The following is an 18277-nucleotide window of genomic DNA, read 5'->3' as shown; positions in this document are numbered from 1 at the left end:
GAATTAAAAGTGTTTTTTGTGAGAAATGTCGCATAAAAAAGCACAAGGAAAATCCTTGTGCTGCTCTCTGAATTTAAATTACTTTTTCGTTTGTGTTCTAATCCATAAGTCTGCATATTTGACAAAAGTCGAATGGGCGGAGAGGATGGCAAGGAGTAAGCCTTGTTTACCGTCAAGGAAACCCGCATTGAAAATATACATTTTGGCAAAACAGCCAATCGCATGGGTAAATGCGGAAAACAGACTCCCTTTTTTACCGGCTTTTTCGCGTTTTTCCGCCCACGCCTTCGCATAACCAGCAGATTTCACTAAATAATGATGCATATCTTTATAAGTATAATGCTCTAAATCCCCTGCTAATTTTTCCACTTTTGCATGGCTCGGCAACATGACTTTTTCATGCACCGGTTCATCATTATATTGTGTCAATGCGGTTGGATATAAGCGTAAAACAAAATCGGGATACCAGTTAGAGTGGCGAATTTTGCGTCCAAATACTTCACTTAAACGTGAAATTTTATACACCACATTTTTTTCATTTTTTGCGACCGCGCGTTGAATAGACTCACGCAATTCTGGCGTAACACGTTCATCCGCATCTAGCCATAAGACGTAATCAGTGGTCACATATTGTTGCGCGATTTGACGTTGGCGACCAAAACCAGGCCACTCACAATGCGCATAGAACTTTGCACCATAACTTAACGCAATTTCTTTTGTGTTGTCCGTACTCCCCGAATCTAAAATCACAATGTCATCCACCCAATCTTTCACTGTATCTAAACATTGTGCTAAATGCTCGGCTTCATTTTTAACAATCATCGCAACGCTAAGTGTTGGCATACTTTAATCCTTTATGTCTTGAGTGCAACAGTTTATACTAAGGGCAATGTCTGTCATTTTAACATAACCGAATATTTATGCTATGTTACGTTTCGTCTATACCGTCTTAATGTATTTGATTCAACCTTTGGTTGTCTTATTTATGCTAGGACGTAGCTTAAAAGCCCCAAATTACCGTAAACGCCTTAATGAACGTTATGGCTTTTATTGTGGTGCAGTACCACCAAAAGCAAATGGTGTTGTCATCCATGCGGCTTCTGTGGGCGAGGTTATTGCAGCAACGCCACTGATTAAGCGTCTGCAAGCCCTTTATCCGACGTTACCCCTGACAGTCACCACGGTGACACCCACCGGCTCTGATCGAGTAAAGGCCGCCTTTGGCGACAGTGTTACTCACTTTTACTTACCTTACGATTTACCGGATGCCGTTAACCGTTTTATTGCCTTTGTGCAACCGAAAGTCTGTATTGTGATTGAAACTGAAATTTGGCCGAATTTAATTGTGCAACTCAAAAAACAAGCCATTCCGTTTATTATTGCTAATGCGCGTTTATCCGCACGTTCAACACAGCGTTATCACTGGTTCAAAGGCGCACTACATCACATTTTTGATCACATCAGTCTAATTGCATCACAAGATAACGTCAGTGCTCAACGTTATTTATCGCTCGGTTATGATGCGCAACGTTTAAAATTAACCGGCAACATCAAATATGATTTAGTACTCAACGATGCGCTGATGCAACAAGTTGCGTCACTCAAACAGGCTTGGGTTGACCAACGCCCGGTGTGGATCGCGGCAAGTACACATGAGGGAGAAGAAGATCTTATCTTAGAAACTCATCGTCTCTTACTACATAAATACCCAAATCTATTGTTAATTCTTGTCCCTCGTCATCCAGAACGCTTTAATATGGTGGCGGAATTAATTAAAAAACATAAATTGACTTACGTTCGTCGTAGCGATCATGTTACGCCCGATAGCTCAACTCAAGTTGTACTTGGTGATACCATGGGTGAGCTGATGTTGATGTATGGGCTTGCCGATATTGCTTTTGTGGGAGGCAGTTTGGTTAAGCATGGGGGACATAATCCACTCGAACCACTTGCCTTTAAATTACCTGTCATCAGTGGTAAATACACCTTTAACTTCCCTGAAGTGTTTACAAAACTGTTGCAAGTACAAGGCGTATTAGAAGTGAATGAAAACACCAAAGCCCTGACCAATGCAGTCGAAAAATTTCTAGATTCACAAGAATTACGTAAGCGTTATGGCAATGCGGGTTATGAAGTCCTGATTGAAAATCGTGGCGCCTTACAACGTTTGTTAGATTTATTAGATCCTTATTTAAGTAAAACAGTATGATTACGGTTATTTACCCTGGCACCTTTGATCCCATTACGAATGGACATCTGGATATTATTCAACGTACCGCACGTTTATTTCCCAATGTGTTAGTCGCCGTGGCGTCCAATCCGAATAAAAAGCCTTTGTTTGATTTAGCAACACGTGTGGAACTCGTCAAGCAAGCCGTCGCTCACTTACCGAATGTGACTGTAGTCGGTTTTTTAGATTTACTGGCGGATGTGGTCAAGGAACGAAATATCACAGCGATTATTCGTGGTGTGCGTAGTGCCAGCGATTTTGACTATGAATTACAGCTTGCCCACTTAAATCGCTTATTAACCAATGGAGTAGAAAGTTTATTTTTCCCACCTTCTGAACGTTGGTCATATGTGTCCTCTACCATGATTCGTGAAATCCATTTACATCATGGCGATGTAAGTCAACTCGTGCCCGAAGTCGTTTTTCACGCCTTACAAAACTTAAAAAAATAGTTCACTACGATGAAAAAAGGGGAAATATGTTTTCCCCTTATGCTTGATATCCCGCTAACAAAGCTTGCCAGTCTTGTTCACTGAATTGAATTTTCATCCGCGTCACTTCTTTCATAAAAGAGCGGTGTAATCTGTTTAAATTTTCACTTTTCCAACGTTCACCAAGCTGATGTGCACATTTATCAAAATCAATTAACCAGAATTTACGCCCATCGTCTCGTTGTTGTACCAAAATATTGTGCGCATTTAAGTCGGTATGGCACACTTGCAAACTGTGTAATTGATGAATGAGTTGTCCGACTTTGTGCCAATCTTGTTCCGTCAGCTTATCTTGTTGTAAATAGACAGTGAGATCTTGTGCATGCTCAATTTTTTCTGTTAACAAATCAGCACGATAAAAACCAAATGCGACTTTTTCCACACAAGCGCCAAGGGGCTTTGGAACAGCGAGCCCTGCTTCATGAAGTTGTTTTAACAACGAAAACTCCGCAAAACTACGCGCATTAGATAAGGTTGAGAAACGATAATAATCTCGATTAATTTTGCCCCATAACCCACCACGGTAATAATGTTTTAATGCTGCGTTGACACCAAACAAATCTTTTGTTTGTAAAAACCACGTTACGCCTCGTCCCTGTGCGGAACCAAGAATACGCGCTTGTTTTTTCCAAAATGAAGATCGAAAAAAGCACGCCTGCTGTGCTTTAGGTTGTTTAAAGTTAAACAAGAAAAACGTATTTTTGTGTTTAAATTCAAGCATATTTTTATTAGATGAAATCAGAGATAGCGAATGGTCACATTCTACTTTAAAATAGTTAAAATTCACACAAGATTTATTGGACGAGATAATGATACCGCTGTTTAGCACGCCCCCCCACTCACTTTGTATTTTACGTTTATCGGCTATTGGTGATGTTTGTCACGCATTGGCTGCGGTACAACAAATTCAACGCCATTGGCCAGATACAAAAATCACGTGGATCGTCGGCAAAACAGAGGCGCAGTTACTGGCTGGTATTCCTGATATTGAATTAATCAGTTACGATAAAAAAACTGGCTGGAAAGGCATCTTTGCCCTGTGGAAACAATTAAAATCACGTCATTTTGATGCGTTATTAAATATGCAAACGGCCTTACGCGCTTCCATGATTTCACTCGGGATCAATGCCACTTATAAAGTGGGTTTTGGCAAAAAACGAGCAAGAGAAGGACAAGGGTTGTTTACCAATCGGAAAATTCACGAGCCACAAAGTCCGCATGTGCTTGATGGTTTTATGGCATTTGTAGCCTATCTCGGCGTTCCTATCACTGCACCACAATGGCAACTTGCTATTAGCGATGCAGACCGCAATGCTGTCGCCCAATATGTGGATAAAACACGAAAAAATTTATTGATTTCACCTTGTTCCAGTAAAACTGAAAAAGATTGGTTGGTTGAACGTTATGCCGACATTGCCAATATCGCACATCAACACAACATTCATGTTATTTTTTGTGCTTCACCAGCAAAACGTGAAAAAGAAATGGTACAAAAAATCCTCGCCCAATGTAAGTTTACACCTACTGATTTATCTGGCAAAACTAACCTCAAACAACTTACTGCATTGATCGGTATGGTCGATGTCGTGCTTTCCCCCGACTCGGGACCTGCACATCTCGCCACCACGCAAGGTACCGATGTCATTGGTTTATATGCGTATCACAATCCCTTGCGTACAGGTCCTTACAACAATCTAGCCAACGTCGTGTCGGTCTATGAACAAAATGTACAAAAAGAGTTCGGTAAGCCGTCTAATCAATTACCTTGGGCAACTAAGTTAAAAGGGAAAAATCTGATGGCAGAAATTGAGGTTGCGGACGTTGTTGCCCAAATGAAAGCACTCAATCTGTTTTAAAGTGCGGCCTGTTTTTTATAAATTTTATGACGTTCAATGATGAACCTCGCAATGTTATAAAGGAATGCTTATGTTAGATAAGATTTTTACATGGTTTGAAAATCGGGTGAATCCTTATCCACCTGAGGCCCCCAAAACGGCACCCAAAACGCTGATCCGCTTTATTTGGGCAAATTTGGAGGGCATGCGCGGTTGGATCTTTTTATTAGCGTTCCTCACGATTGGTATCGGCATTGTGGAAGGGGTACTCTTTCGTTTTATGGGTATTCTGGTTGACTGGTTAACCGAATATACCCCGCTCACACTGTGGCAAGAAAAAGGACCATTACTATTGGCGATGGCAGGCTTGCTGCTGTTTAGTATTGTATGGGCATTCATCGCCTCCGCAGTCCGCTTACAAACCCTGCAAGGGGTCTTTCCAATGCGCTTACGTTGGAATTTCCATCGCTTGATGCTCGGTCAAAGTTTATCGTTCTATCAAGACGAATTTGCTGGCAGAGTGTCTGCTAAAGTGATGCAAACGGCACTGGCGGTACGTGATACGGTACTCACATTAGCGGATATGGTGGTGTATGTGTCGGTGTATTTTATTACCTCTGGTGTGGTGTTAGCCAGCCTAGACGGCTGGTTACTGTTACCCTTTGTACTTTGGTTAATCACTTTCGGCACGATTTTACGTATTCTTATCCCGAAACTGGCAAAAACCGCAGAGCGCCAAGCTGATGCACGTTCCCTGATGACTGGACGTATCACGGATGCCTACGCAAACATTACGACAGTAAAACTTTTCTCTCATGGCACACGAGAAGCTGCGTATGCGAAACGTTCAATGGAAGAATTTATGCTTACCGTACACGCACAAATGCGTTTAGGCACAGGTTTAGATATTCTGACCTACGCTGCCAATATCGCCTTGACATTGGGGACCGCAATATTAGGCATTTTTCTCTGGCAACAAGGAAGTATTGGCGTCGGTGCGATAGCCACGGCTGTAGCCATGGCGTTACGCGTCAATGGTCTATCCCATTGGATTATGTGGGAGTCTGCACGTTTATTTGAAAATATCGGTACGGTCAATGACGGTATGCAAACCCTCAGCAAACCCCATACGATCGTGGATAAACAAGACGCGAAACCCATTCAAATTCAGCAAGGAGAAATTCGCTTTCACAACGTACATTTTGCCTATTCGCCTGATAAACCGTTGCTCACAGACTTTAATTTAACCATTAAACCGGGTGAAAAAGTCGGACTCATTGGGCGTTCCGGCGCGGGAAAATCGACTATTGTCAATTTATTACTGCGTTTTTATGAAGCACAACAAGGGACAATTACTATTGATGGACAAAATGTATGTGATGTCTCGCAAGAAAGTTTACGTAGTCAAATCGGCTTAGTCACTCAAGATACCTCACTCCTACATCGCTCCGTGCGAGAGAACATTGTTTATGGTCGCCCTCATGCGACGGAAGAAGAAATGTACTGTGCAGCACAACGTGCTGAAGCAGCGGATTTTATTCCGCAACTTAGTGATGCCAAAGGTCGTACGGGCTATGATGCCCATGTGGGTGAACGAGGAGTCAAACTTTCAGGTGGACAACGCCAACGCATTGCGATCGCCCGCGTGATGTTAAAAGACGCCCCGATTTTATTACTTGATGAAGCCACCAGCGCTCTCGATTCTGAAGTCGAAGCCGCCATTCAAGAAAGTCTCGATAAAATGATGGAAAATAAAACCGTCATTGCCATTGCTCATCGCTTATCAACAATTGCTGCCATGGATCGCTTAGTAGTATTAGATAAAGGGCAAATTGTCGAACAAGGGACACACCATGAATTGCTTGCCCAAAATGGTTTATATGCCAAACTGTGGACCCATCAAAGCGGTGGTTTTTTGACAGATACAGATCACTAAAACGTTTCTTTTCTTCAGTTCAAAAGTGCGGTAAATATTTTAGCGATGTTGACCGCACTTTAAAAATCCCTATCGTTATATTTATTTTTATATAATGATACTCTATAATCTGCGCTAAATTTATTCACTTTACTCACTCAAATTATGCAAAAATTCAGTGTTATTTATAAATTTAGTTTGACTATGCTGATGTTAATCAGCGTTTCTGCCATAATCTTGTCAGGGCTTTTTCTCTATTTTGGGATCAACTTCCCTGTTGCACTTTCTACTCACCTGATTTTTGCCCTTCTTTTCATTTGCAGTATTGTGCTGCATCTTATTCATCGACGTAGTAAATTAAAGAAAATCCATACTCAATTTTTTGATTGGCTTTATCACAGCAAATACCCCAGTTATTGTACTTTAGAGCGCTTAATTCAAACGTTTGAAAACCTGACTGTGCAACAACTCATCGAAGAATTTCAATTATCTGAACCGCACTTTTTGGACGAATTACGTCAAGTGCGAATTCAGGTGCTCAGCACTCGCCAAACCTTACGCCAAGCTTGCCATAACAATGATGAAAAAATCTTTTTGTGTATTGATATTGCAATGCGGCTTAAATTTTCCCCTAACTCTTAAAGGATCTCTTATGCAAAAAACTTTTCTTTATAGTGTAATTACGCTCGTTTGCGCATCAAGTTATGCACATATCTTTCAACTTGGACAAATTGAAGTCATTGCGGATAACAGTAGCGATCTCACCACGACACGCCTTGAATACCAAGCGCTCGAGAAAAACAATATTACGAATGTTGCTAAAGTCGCCAAAATAACACCAGGAGTAAGTTTTGAACGTATTGGCGCACGCAGTGAGCAAAACATTAATGTACGAGGCTTTGATGCTCGTCGTGTCCCTATATACATTGATGGTATCCCTGTATATGTGCCTTATGATGGCAATATGGACTTAGGTCGTTTCAGCACTTTTGATCTCTCACGTATTGATATTTCTAAAGGCGCAAGCGCCGTGCTATATGGTCCAAATACGATGGGCGGGGCAATTAATTTAATCAGTCGTAAACCAACTAAACCACTAGAAGGTACACTTGGTTATGGCTTTCAAAAAGGACGCGATGCCAAAACAAGTACCAACCAAACTTATTTCAGCCTAGGTAGCAAGCAAGAACAATTTTATGCTCAGATCAACGGCAGCTTTGTTGAGCGACAAGGGTTACAACTTTCTCATCACTATAAACAGCAAGGTAAAAGCTTGGAAGACGGTGGACGAGCTGAGCAATCGGTGCATCGTGATAAAAAATTAAGTTTAAAACTGGCTTATACGCCAAATAATACCGATGAATATGCCTTCGTGCTAAGCACACAAAAAGCAAAAAAAGAACAGCCCTTCTATGCTGGCGAACACCAAAGTGCAGGGCGTTTTTGGCGTTGGAATGCATGGGATAAAGACAGCCTCTATTTCTTATCACATACTCAATTTGCCCCACATAATGCCTATATCAATAGCAAAGTATTCTATGATACTTTCAAAAATGACTTAGACATGTTTAAAGATGCGACTTTTACTACTGCTGATACTAGCTACTACCGCGATTATTCCTATGGCGCAGGTATTGAATTGGGCGCGGACTTAACCACACAACACACCTTAAAATTGGCACTAAACTATAAAGCAGATATACACCGAGAACATGACAACAATGATCCGGTGACAAAAAATAAAGATCAAACTTACAGTATTGGACTAGAACATACCTATCAATTAGCAAGCAATACGCAATTGATATCAGGGATCAGCTATGATTATCGTAAAGCCAATCGTGCTGAGAAGTTTGATGTAAAATCAAAAGGCAAAAATGCCCCAAAATCAATTAATCCATTCAAACTGGGCAATCAACACGCACTGAATTATCAAATCAAATTAAGCCATCGCTTTGATAAAAATGATGAATTTGCTGCCAGCTTTGCGAAAAAGACACACCTACCCACAATGAAAGAACGCTATTCTCGTCGATTTGGTAGTGTAGAACCTAATCCATTCCTTGGACCTGAAACAGCCTATCACTATGAAGTAAGTTATTTACGTACTTTCAATGACTGGTTACGTTTAGAAGGCGCATTGTTCTATAGCGATGTTCATGATGCGATTGAAGAAGTAGTTATTCCTAATCATCCAGATAATTTAAAACAAAATCAGAATTATGGTAAAGAAATTCGCAAAGGGATTGAGTTGGCTGCCACAGCTTTTGTCACGGATAACCTGACTTTAGGGGCAAACTATACGTATTTACGGGCGAAAAACCGTACGCATAAAGAGATGATTATTCACCATATCCCAAGACATAAAGTCTTTGTATATGCCGATTGGAAAGTCTTACCAAACCTTTCACTTTATGTCAGTCAAGAAGCTGAAACTGGACGTTATAGTCTTGACCGTATCCCTAATAGACAAATCAAAGCGAATACAACCAAAGTGGCTGGATTTGGAGTAACCAATACTAAATTGACTTATCAAGCTACATCCAACTTTGTCATTGATGCAGGAATCAATAATATTTTTGATAAAAACTATTACTACACTTATGGTATGCCAGAAGAAGGTCGAGTGTACTTTGCTAATGTCAAATATATGTTCTAACTTGTTATAGAAAAGTAGCCACTTTGTTGGCTACTTTATCACAATTTTTTGGTTATTTTGTGATCTATTTAACAAATCCATAACACTCATCTTGACATTCATAGCACAAGAAATAGGATCGCTATATATAATTTTATATATCAATCCTATTATTAATTGGAGTGAGCTATGAACAACAGACAATATCAACGAACTTACCTTTCCCTCTTCATTTCAACGTTTTTTCTGCCTTTCACAACTCACGCTGAATCAATGACACCGACATTACTAACAAATGACATAAACTCAGCTAAAAACTTTTACTTCTCTAGCGCACGTGCCATTTCTGGTGACGGTAACGTGATCGGCGGGATTGGCGAAGGTAGCCATGAGCGCGCAGGTGCTGCCGTCATTTGGCAAAATGGAACGATAAAAGAATTCATGAATTTTGGGAGAGCCTACTACGACGAAACAAAGGTACATCCAACATCCTATAAAGCAAATAATGCGGCCATTTGGGCAGTTAGCCACGATGGTTCAACTTATGCCGGTGAAGCACTGTATAGCTATCGAGGAAAAGCAGGTTTTACAACAAGGGATTTCAAAGCAAGATTTCCGGCTATTTGGTTAGCCGACAATGACAAACCAATTCGTCTAGCGACAATAAGACAAGGGGGGCTCGGTACCATTGGCAATCGAGCAGGTGACAATACAACCGTATCAGGCAAAGTCAATGCGCTCAGTGCAAATGGATCGATTGCGATAGGACAGAGTATTCCAGAAAAAGACAGCTACAATGAAAGTAGCACAACATTGGCGGTACTTTGGAAACGTGGAGAAAACGGTTGGATAACAGGTACGAAACCAGAAATATTGCCTACTCCTTATGAAAAAAGTGATTATTACGCCCCAAGTGCGAATGCCAATGCCATTAGTCATGCTGGAAATGTCATTGCCGGTAGCGCAGATTGGATTAAAGCGGTCAATAAAAATACGTCATTTAGTAAAGATCAACGCCCTACTATTTGGACAAGTGAAAATTTAAGCGATTGGAAAGTCACTCGTTTACCTGTTGAAGAGCATGATAATTTTAACGGCATGGCACATGCCATTAGCGCGGATGGCATCACCGTGGCAGGTTATACGCAAACCACAACAGATGTAAAACGTAATCAAGCGGTCGTATGGAAAAATAACGGACAAGATAAATCCGTCAGTGAAAACTGGACTTTTACTTATTTAAAATCCCTCACACATCATCGTGCGGAAGAACATGATGCTGGTTCCAGTTTTGCTTATAGTTTAAATAAAGATGGTTCTATTGTCGGGGGAATTGCCACCACTGAACAAGATTGTGCCACAACTGAAAAACCAGATGATAACTGCATCGCACGTCCTGTTGTATGGTATAACACTACTAGCAAACCGCTAGAATTAAATACCTTAAAAGCGGATGGTTCGGGCAATGGTGCGGTCTATGCTCTCAATGATGATGGTACCATTGCAGTCGGTGTCGCTGATACTGATTTGACAGATGGCTATGCCAGAACACAAAAAGCCGTGGTATGGAAAATTACTTATCCCAAAACACCGCTCCCTGAAGCGCCGACATCACCTAAGCCGACGCAACCAGATACACCAAAGCTGAATACGTTACCATCAACACCTGAGCAAGCACCTATTACTTATACGGTCAGTTCAGTAGAAACCCCGACCTCAACCGTCCTGGGCTATTCTTTTGCGATGACAATTTCTGGTGATGGACGCGTCATCGGCGGAATAGGTGAAAGCCGTACAGAACGCGGCGGTGCGGCAACCATTTGGAAAGAGGGGCAAACTATTGCGTTACGCAATTTTGAAGGCAACACAAACCATGCTGCTGTGTGGGCGATCAGCCATGATGGGCTCACTTATGGTGGCGAAGCGCGTAGTCATTACTTCCGCAAAGCAGACAACCGAAAAGTGATTTCTAAGTACCCTGCAATTTGGCAAAACGGTCACGACCATCCAACTCGCCTCGATACACTTGGGCTAAATGGGATGGGTGCGGTGAATAATCTGATTGATAATCCCACACAGGTGTCAGGTAAAGTCAGTGCACTAAGTGCCGATGGTGCCTTTGCCGTAGGACAAAGTATCGCGCCAATCGATTACACTTTTGATCCACGAGCGAAACAAGCCGTATTATGGAAACGAGAGGGAACACAATGGCAGGAAGGTAGTAAACCGATTCGCTTAGAAACACCTTTTAGCAATAGCACTTACTATACACCATCCGCTGATGCCCGAACCATTAGTCATGACGGTCAAGTGATTGCAGGCAGTGCCGATTTTATTGGAAAACGCTTAGAAAGACAGTCTATTAAAAATCAACGCCCTGCGATTTGGACAGATGATGGTTCTGAGGACTGGAAAGTCACGCGTTTAAATGTGGACACGAAACACAACTTTAATGGTGCTGTACATGCATTGAACGCAGATGGCTCAGTGGCGATAGGTTATACACAAGTCAGTCCGAATGTGAAACAAAACCAAGCTGTCTTATGGAAAAATAATGGGCAAAACAAAGGACGAAGCGAAAACTGGCATCATACCTATTTAAAATCCTTAACCAACTATACGTCCGATCAACATGATGCGGGTTCGAGTTTTGCTTATGCCTTGAATGCACAAGGCAATATTATTGGGGGTACCGCAGCCATTGATCAAGGTTGTGCAACCACAGATCGACCAGATGATAATTGTGTTAGTCGCCCAGTGATATGGTATGACAGTACCCAAAAACCTGTTGTACTCAGCACCTTAAAAACGGAAGGCATCGGTGAAGGGGCAATTTACGGACTCAATCATGATGGAACAATTGCTGTTGGGGTGTCAGAAACAGACTTAACGGATGATTTTAATCGTCCAATTCAAAAAGCAACCGTGTGGAAACTTGATTATACACAGGCTATCCCTAAAGTGAGCGATCCAGTGTCAATTCAAGACACCAGAGAGACAATGGGACGGTTAGGTACTCGTGCATTGGCAACGATTTCTAGCCAAAACCGACTACTCAGTTCATTAACTGAGAGTTTTTCTGGCTTTGATGCAATAGATTCCAATGCTTATGCCTTAGCCGATTACAGTCGTATTGATTTCAGAAATACTTTCGTTGAAGCGAAAAGCACTTTACCAAGTCATCTCAATCGTCAAACTCAGCCAAGTAAATTGTACGCAACAGGTCAGGCTGGACGCATTTTTGTACGTACTAAAGCTACTGTCGATGCAGAGAAACAAGATCGTAGCTTGCTCACTCAGCTCAATATTGGTTATGTCATGAATGAAAATTTTGCACTTGGTACCGCACTTTTCCATACTCCATATAGTAAACAAGTCAATGGTTACAAACGGACAAGTGATAATTTAGGGATTGGTTTATATGCACAATGGAAACAAGCAGTAGAAAATGGACATTGGTATCTCCGTGCGACAGGTGCAGTGAATCGTTATCAGGTTGAGATTGAGCGTCAGGCAATTGAGGGCACAGAACAAGCGAAGGGTAAAACAAACGTTTCTAGCCAATCTGTCGCATTACTCGCCGGTGCCAATGCACATATTTTGAGTGGTGGTCATGCCGGTTTATACACAGGGTTAAAATATACGGAAGTAAAACAACATGGCTATCAAGAAGAAAGCGTGACTTTTCCAGTTTCTTATGCACCACTTAAATTCCGCCATACAGCTGCCATGTTGGGTATAACAACGTCGATTCCGTTAACAAACCAACTCTTTTGGGAGCCTAAAGCCGAAATTGAATATGCGCTTTCATTAAAAAATCCACACTATCAGGCTAAAGCTGATGGCATTGGTGATGTGAAAATGCAAGGCGATTTTAAATGGTTACGTGGGGATATTAGCAGTACACTACGTTATAACATTAGCGCCAAAAGCAGTATTGATCTCACACCTTATGTAGGTCGTGGATTATCAGGAAATGCATACTGGGGTGGTAGTGTTGGGTTCAATGTCACATTCTAAAATAAACACAAAAATAGCTGTGTGAAACACAGCTATTTTTTTATACATACCAAGCATTAAAACGGATAATACGCCCGGTCAATATTAAGCCAGTAAATGTTGAAGCAATGCCGTGTAGATATTCACACCAGTTAATAACTGTGTTTCATCAAAATCAAACTCAGCTTGATGATGTCCAGCAGTACGATCTGCACCAAGGATAAAATAAATGGCTTTACCTCCTTGCTCTTGTACACGACGTCCTAAAATCGTCGCATCTTCACTCGCATTAAAGGCATAATCTGCATTAACTTGTTTAATATCCGCTTGCTGTAATGCAATATTCTCGACAAGTTGAATAAGCTCTTCATCATTCACCATATCGACGGCTTCTCCCATGATTTCCGTTTCATAGCTAACATCAAAGCCGATCGCGATCCCCTTCGCCATTTGCATGACTTGCGCCACCATATATTCATTAATGGCTTTATTTTCGCCTCGCACTTCTAATTGAAGTTGTGCGGTTGCTGGGATAACGTTGCGTCCTTCACCCGCATTGAGCACGCCCACATTAATCCGTGTCATCCCTTCACCATGGCGTGCAATACCATGAAGCTGAGTGACTGTGTGTGCCGCAGCAAGTAACGCATTATGACCTAAATGTGGCGCAGCGCCAGCATGTGCCGGCTTACCTTGATAACGAATGTCAATTTTAGTCGTCGATAAGAAATTTCTAGGATTTGAGATGACTGTCCCCGTATCCGCACAGAAACTAATATGTGAACTAGCGAAATAATCCGCATCATCAATGATGCCACTCGCTGCAATCGCGGCAGCCCCCCGTACCCCTTCTTCAGCAGGCTGAAAAACAATTTTAATTTTACCACGCAGTTTATCTTTGTTTTCGGCTAACCATTTAGCCGTACCTAATCCAATGGTAATATGAGCATCATGTCCACAAGCATGCATAAAACCATCATTCAACGAAGCAAAACCATATTGATTTGGTATATGTTCAGGATGGGTGGTTTCGCTAACATTAACACAGTCAATATCAAAACGTAATGCGACTGTTTTACCCGGTTTGCCTGTATCTAATACTGCTACACACCCCGTATAACCCTTCATTTGGTCAAGCCATTTTGCTTTTGCGCCATACGCTATTGCTTTGGCTAACCCTGCTTCGACAACCGCTTGCTGGCGACCACGTACAAATTCAGGATTGATAATTTTATCACCCAATAAAATGTCAAATCCCATTTCCTCAAGATAATCTGCAATACGACTCGTCGTCCAAAACTCAGACCAACCAATCTCTGGAAAACGGTGAAATTCACGACGCCATTGGATGAGTTGTTCAAGTGTTATACTCATTGAATCGCTCCTCTTTATGATTACAACATAAACAATGCTAAAAATAAGATCGCGAGAATCATGCCTGGTGCAGTGCGTTTGACCATTTCAACCGGACTAACCATCGCTAAACCTGCACAGACAATTGTCACGCCAGCAATTGGAGAGGCTGTACGTCCAATTGCCCCCGCAATCGCGGCAGCCATACCTAAATTAACATGGGTATAACCTAATTCGACTGCATGAGGCGTCACCGCGGTATTGAACGCAATCGCGGCAGCATCTCCCGATCCGGTCACAATGCCCATTAAGAATGGTCCTATGGTTGCTCCCCAACGCACAAATTCATTTGAATGTTTCAGGAATTCAATCGCGCTATCAATGGCTCCTGTTGATTTTAAACCCGCAACAAAGACGCTTGCCGCAATGATGATACCTAACACATTCGCATAAGAATTACCCATTCCATTAAAGAACTCATTTGTAATTTTGACCGGTGAAATGCGTGTCATCACAACAGCATATAATGAACCAATTAACATCGCTTGTGGTACACCCATCTTCGTCCATTCTAAACCCGGCATTTTTTGTAAAGATGTTCCACCAATAACTAAAATCACTAAAGGTACTAATGGTGCTAATGCATAAAAAATATTCACTTTCATATTTTCTGCATTTTGCTCACTCTCTTTATTTTCAAGCAAATACGCTTGACGGTGTTCTTCCCCATAATCTTTAAACACAATCGCTAAAATCGTTAACATCACGGCCCCGATCGCCCCTGCAATCATCGTATAAGGCGCATGAGATAAGTTAACTTGTGTCACCGTTAAACCTGACATTTCACTTAACATGGCTGAATGCGACGATCCCGGACTCATCATCGATCCAAACGTTCCCGCAAGAATTGCTGCCCCAGCTGTTGCTGGACGAACACCGGAACTTTTTAATACTGGAATGAGCGTCGCCCCCACGGCTGCCGCACAACCTGCTGCAGAAGGAATCGCAATGTTAATAAAGAAGGTAATGATTGTGGCGATAGGAATTAAGAAAAACTTCAAGCCACTTAATGGTTTTGTTAATAAATGGACTAAATGCGTATCGCATTGCGTATATTTCATCACATAAGCAAAGCCCATACTCGAACAAATTGCCATAATTAGCCCTGCCGATGTCATGCTTTTCGCAAATGCATCGAGTGCCCCCATTGGGTTAAGTGTTGCAATCGCCATGAACAACCCTACACCAATTAATACTGTGCGTGTTTCATATTTCTTTATTAATAAATAGACAGCAACAATAATGCCAGTAAGCGCAATAATTGCTTTCAATGCCACCATAATCAGCTCCTCAATGTCTTAAATGTTAACTACTGACCAAAACAAGATATTTTTTAATAATCTTGACACTTTACTATCAAAAAAATCTTGCACTCAGTATGCGTGGTTCAGCTTAATTTAGGAATTTAAAAATCATATTTTATTGATAGGGATCACGAAATAAAATGAGAAAAGAATCTTAAGCAAAGGAAAGTGAACGCAAAGAGCGTAGAATGAGGGAGCTAAGCAAGGTTTAGTACTGATCACAACAGCCCATAACAAAACATTAAGGCGATACCGCTGGATAATAAAATTTTATAAAAATAAACCGCACTTTTATGTGTAAGTAAGAAAAAAGGCTTGGATAACCAAGCCTTTCTTTTGGGAATTAATCGCCCAAACGCTCTTTGATACGAGCAGATTTACCTGAACGCTCACGTAAGTAGTAAAGTTTCGCTTGACGTACCGCACCTTTACGTTTCACTGTGATGCTATCAACGATTGGTGAATGTGTTTGGAAAACACGCTCAACACCGACACCGTTAGACACTTTACGTAATGTAAAGGCAGAGTGCAAGCCACGGTTACGAATTGCAATAACCACGCCTTCGAATGCTTGCAGACGACGTTTGCTCCCTTCTACTACCCATACTTTCACTTCTAACGTGTCACCAGGGCGGAAGCTCGGTAAGTTTTGTTTTAACTGTTCTTGTTCAAGTTGTTTAATGATGTTACTCATAATAATTAACCTTTCTAATCCTAGATTGAACTGATATTAACTGTGTTCTGCTTTAATTTGCTTCAACAGTTTACGTTGTTCGTCAGTCAGAGCTAGGCTTTCTAATAGCTCAGGGCGTCTTAACCATGTACGCTCAAGCGATTGTCTCAATCGCCATTTACGAATTTCTTCATGATTACCAGACATCAGCACAGGTGGTACAGCTAAACCATCTAACACTTCAGGACGCGTATAATGTGGACAATCAAGCAAGCCTTCAGCAAACGAATCTTCATCGGCTGAGGCTTGTTTACCAAGCACACCTGGGATAAATCGTGCTACTGCATCAATTAATGTCATAGCCGGCAATTCACCGCCAGTCAGTACATAATCACCGACTGACCATTCTTCATCCACTTCTGTTTCGATCAATCGCTCGTCAATGCCTTCGTAACGTCCACACAGTAAAATCAATTTCTGATGCTGTGCGAGTTCTTTTACGCCTGCTTGATCGAGTTTTCGTCCTTGTGGCGAAAGGTAAATCACTTTCGCCCCCTCTCCTACTTCAGCTTTTGCTGCTTGAATCGCATCCCGTAAAGGCTGCACCATCATCAGCATACCTGGACCACCGCCATAAGGGCGATCATCCACTGTTTTATGCTTATCGTGCGTAAAATCACGGGGATTCCAACAACGCACCTGTAAGAGATTCTGTTTGACAGCTCTACCTGTGACCCCAAATTCCGTAATGGCTTTGAACATTTCGGGGAACAAACTAATAATCCCAACTAACATAAGTGACCCTTATATCAAAATGCTACTGCCAAAGCTAAACGGCATACCTGAGGTTAGAAACCAGCGTCCCAATCCACGACAATTGTCTTCGTGTTGAGATCTACTCTTTTAACTACTTGTTCATACAAAAACGGAATTAACCGCTCTTGTTTTCCAAAAGCATCTTTGCTTTTTGCACGCACAACCAATACATCGTTAGATCCTGTTTCCATCATTTCGGTCACTGTGCCCATCGCATAGTTTTCAAGGTTAACCACATTACAGCCGATTAAATCATGCCAGTAATAATCCCCTTCTTCTAGCTCAGGGAAAACCGCCAAATCAACGCCAATTTCAATATTCGCTAAGGTTTGTGCGGCTTCTCGGTCGTCCACATGTTTCAATTTAACGATTAAATCGTTATTGTGGTAACGCCAACTCTCTAACTCTGTAGGCTGCCATTGCCCTTTAATTTTTAAAAACCAAGGTTGGTAATCAAAAATGCTTTCAGCATATTCTGTCGATGAATAAATACGTAACCAACCGCGAATGCCATAAGTTGAGCCTAATTTGCCAACTACTTCAATTCTTTGCTGTTCCATATTTACCACCTATCTCGTTTTACTACTGCTAATAAAATTAGCGGAAATTACGCTGCTTTTTGCGCTTCTTTAACTAAAGCTGAAACGCGATCTGATAAAGATGCACCTTTCTCTACCCAAGCATTAACACGGTCTAAGTCTAAACGTAAACGCTCAGCATTGCCTGTTGCTAATGGGTTGAAAAAGCCTACGCGCTCAATAAAGCGACCGTCACGTGGTGAACGGCTATCTGCGACAACGATTTGATAGAATGGGCGTTTTTTAGCTCCGCCACGAGATAAACGAATGGTTACCATAACCTTCCTCTAAACGTTTGATTACAAAAAGAAAACCCTCAATTATCGAAGAAATCTTGAGAGTTAAACTTACTTTTTTCTCTGTATATATAGACAAAAAGCCTGTG

At 41.6% G+C, this 18277-nt stretch carries 15 protein-coding genes; 7 read left to right on the top strand and 8 right to left on the bottom strand.

What is annotated here, in order from left to right; genetic code table 11:
* Positions 1-78: 78 nt before the first annotated feature.
* Positions 79-843, bottom strand: a complete 765-nt coding sequence (locus CKV69_RS09385) for a glycosyltransferase family 2 protein (protein ID WP_015702646.1) — start codon at positions 841-843, stop codon at positions 79-81.
* 82 nt (positions 844-925) lie between these two features.
* Here CKV69_RS09385 and waaA point away from each other — a divergent pair, with 82 nt between their 5' ends.
* A complete protein-coding gene (gene waaA, locus CKV69_RS09380; RefSeq protein ID WP_015702645.1) occupies positions 926-2209 on the top strand; it encodes a lipid IV(A) 3-deoxy-D-manno-octulosonic acid transferase in 1284 nt (427 codons plus the stop codon).
* Positions 2206-2682 (top strand): pantetheine-phosphate adenylyltransferase, encoded by a 477-nt coding sequence (coaD, locus tag CKV69_RS09375; protein ID WP_005723869.1) that lies wholly within the window; start codon positions 2206-2208, stop codon positions 2680-2682. The genes waaA and coaD overlap by 4 nt, the downstream gene beginning before the upstream one ends.
* Before the next feature lie 37 nt (positions 2683-2719).
* Here the strand turns inward: coaD and CKV69_RS09370 are convergent, their stop codons facing one another.
* Complete coding sequence (locus CKV69_RS09370) at positions 2720-3442, bottom strand: 3-deoxy-D-manno-octulosonic acid kinase (protein ID WP_005754830.1); 723 nt, start codon at positions 3440-3442, stop codon at positions 2720-2722.
* Between the two features lie 91 nt (positions 3443-3533).
* Between CKV69_RS09370 and CKV69_RS09365 the strand changes: the two genes are divergently transcribed.
* The 5 genes from CKV69_RS09365 to CKV69_RS09345 all read left to right on the top strand — a co-directional run bounded on the left by CKV69_RS09365 (position 3534) and on the right by CKV69_RS09345 (position 13129).
* Positions 3534-4577 (top strand): glycosyltransferase family 9 protein, encoded by a 1044-nt coding sequence (locus CKV69_RS09365; RefSeq protein ID WP_025248551.1) that lies wholly within the window; start codon positions 3534-3536, stop codon positions 4575-4577.
* 70 nt (positions 4578-4647) lie between these two features.
* A complete protein-coding gene (locus CKV69_RS09360) occupies positions 4648-6492 on the top strand; it encodes an ABC transporter ATP-binding protein (RefSeq protein ID WP_015702643.1) in 1845 nt (614 codons plus the stop codon).
* Between the two features lie 144 nt (positions 6493-6636).
* Positions 6637-7113 carry a hypothetical protein gene (locus CKV69_RS09355; protein ID WP_005719820.1) on the top strand — a complete coding sequence of 159 codons (477 nt, stop codon included), beginning with the start codon at positions 6637-6639 and terminating at the stop codon, positions 7111-7113.
* 10 nt (positions 7114-7123) lie between these two features.
* Entirely contained in the window at positions 7124-9130 is a 2007-nt protein-coding gene (locus tag CKV69_RS09350; RefSeq protein ID WP_015702641.1) for a TonB-dependent receptor plug domain-containing protein, read from the top strand.
* Positions 9131-9382: 252 nt separating this feature from the next.
* A complete protein-coding gene (locus CKV69_RS09345) occupies positions 9383-13129 on the top strand; it encodes an autotransporter subunit beta (protein ID WP_015702640.1) in 3747 nt (1248 codons plus the stop codon).
* 84 nt (positions 13130-13213) lie between these two features.
* Here the strand turns inward: CKV69_RS09345 and CKV69_RS09340 are convergent, their stop codons facing one another.
* From CKV69_RS09340 to rpsP, 6 genes are all read right to left on the bottom strand, one after another.
* Positions 13214-14482, bottom strand: a complete 1269-nt coding sequence (locus tag CKV69_RS09340) for a M20 family metallo-hydrolase (RefSeq protein ID WP_005754824.1) — start codon at positions 14480-14482, stop codon at positions 13214-13216.
* Positions 14483-14502: 20 nt separating this feature from the next.
* Positions 14503-15801: a C4-dicarboxylate transporter DcuC gene (dcuC, locus tag CKV69_RS09335; RefSeq protein ID WP_005723851.1), complete on the bottom strand. Its 1299-nt coding sequence runs from the start codon at positions 15799-15801 to the stop codon at positions 14503-14505.
* A 367-nt stretch (positions 15802-16168) separates the two neighbouring features.
* Positions 16169-16519 (bottom strand): 50S ribosomal protein L19, encoded by a 351-nt coding sequence (rplS, locus tag CKV69_RS09330; RefSeq protein ID WP_005717782.1) that lies wholly within the window; start codon positions 16517-16519, stop codon positions 16169-16171.
* A gap of 36 nt (positions 16520-16555) precedes the next feature.
* The gene (gene trmD, locus CKV69_RS09325) at positions 16556-17293 is read right to left on the bottom strand and encodes a tRNA (guanosine(37)-N1)-methyltransferase TrmD (protein ID WP_005717781.1); all 738 of its coding nucleotides are present in this window, start codon (positions 17291-17293) and stop codon (positions 16556-16558) included.
* Positions 17294-17346: 53 nt separating this feature from the next.
* A complete protein-coding gene (gene rimM, locus CKV69_RS09320; RefSeq protein WP_015702638.1) occupies positions 17347-17874 on the bottom strand; it encodes a ribosome maturation factor RimM in 528 nt (175 codons plus the stop codon).
* A 47-nt stretch (positions 17875-17921) separates the two neighbouring features.
* A complete protein-coding gene (rpsP, locus tag CKV69_RS09315; RefSeq protein ID WP_005717779.1) occupies positions 17922-18170 on the bottom strand; it encodes a 30S ribosomal protein S16 in 249 nt (82 codons plus the stop codon).
* Positions 18171-18277 lie beyond the last annotated feature (107 nt).

Source organism: Pasteurella multocida (assembly GCF_900187275.1).
In the GTDB taxonomy this organism is placed as follows: Bacteria; Pseudomonadota; Gammaproteobacteria; order Enterobacterales; family Pasteurellaceae; genus Pasteurella; species Pasteurella multocida.
Note: the sequence above shows the minus strand (reverse complement) of the source record. Positions and strands in the feature narration are given on the sequence as shown.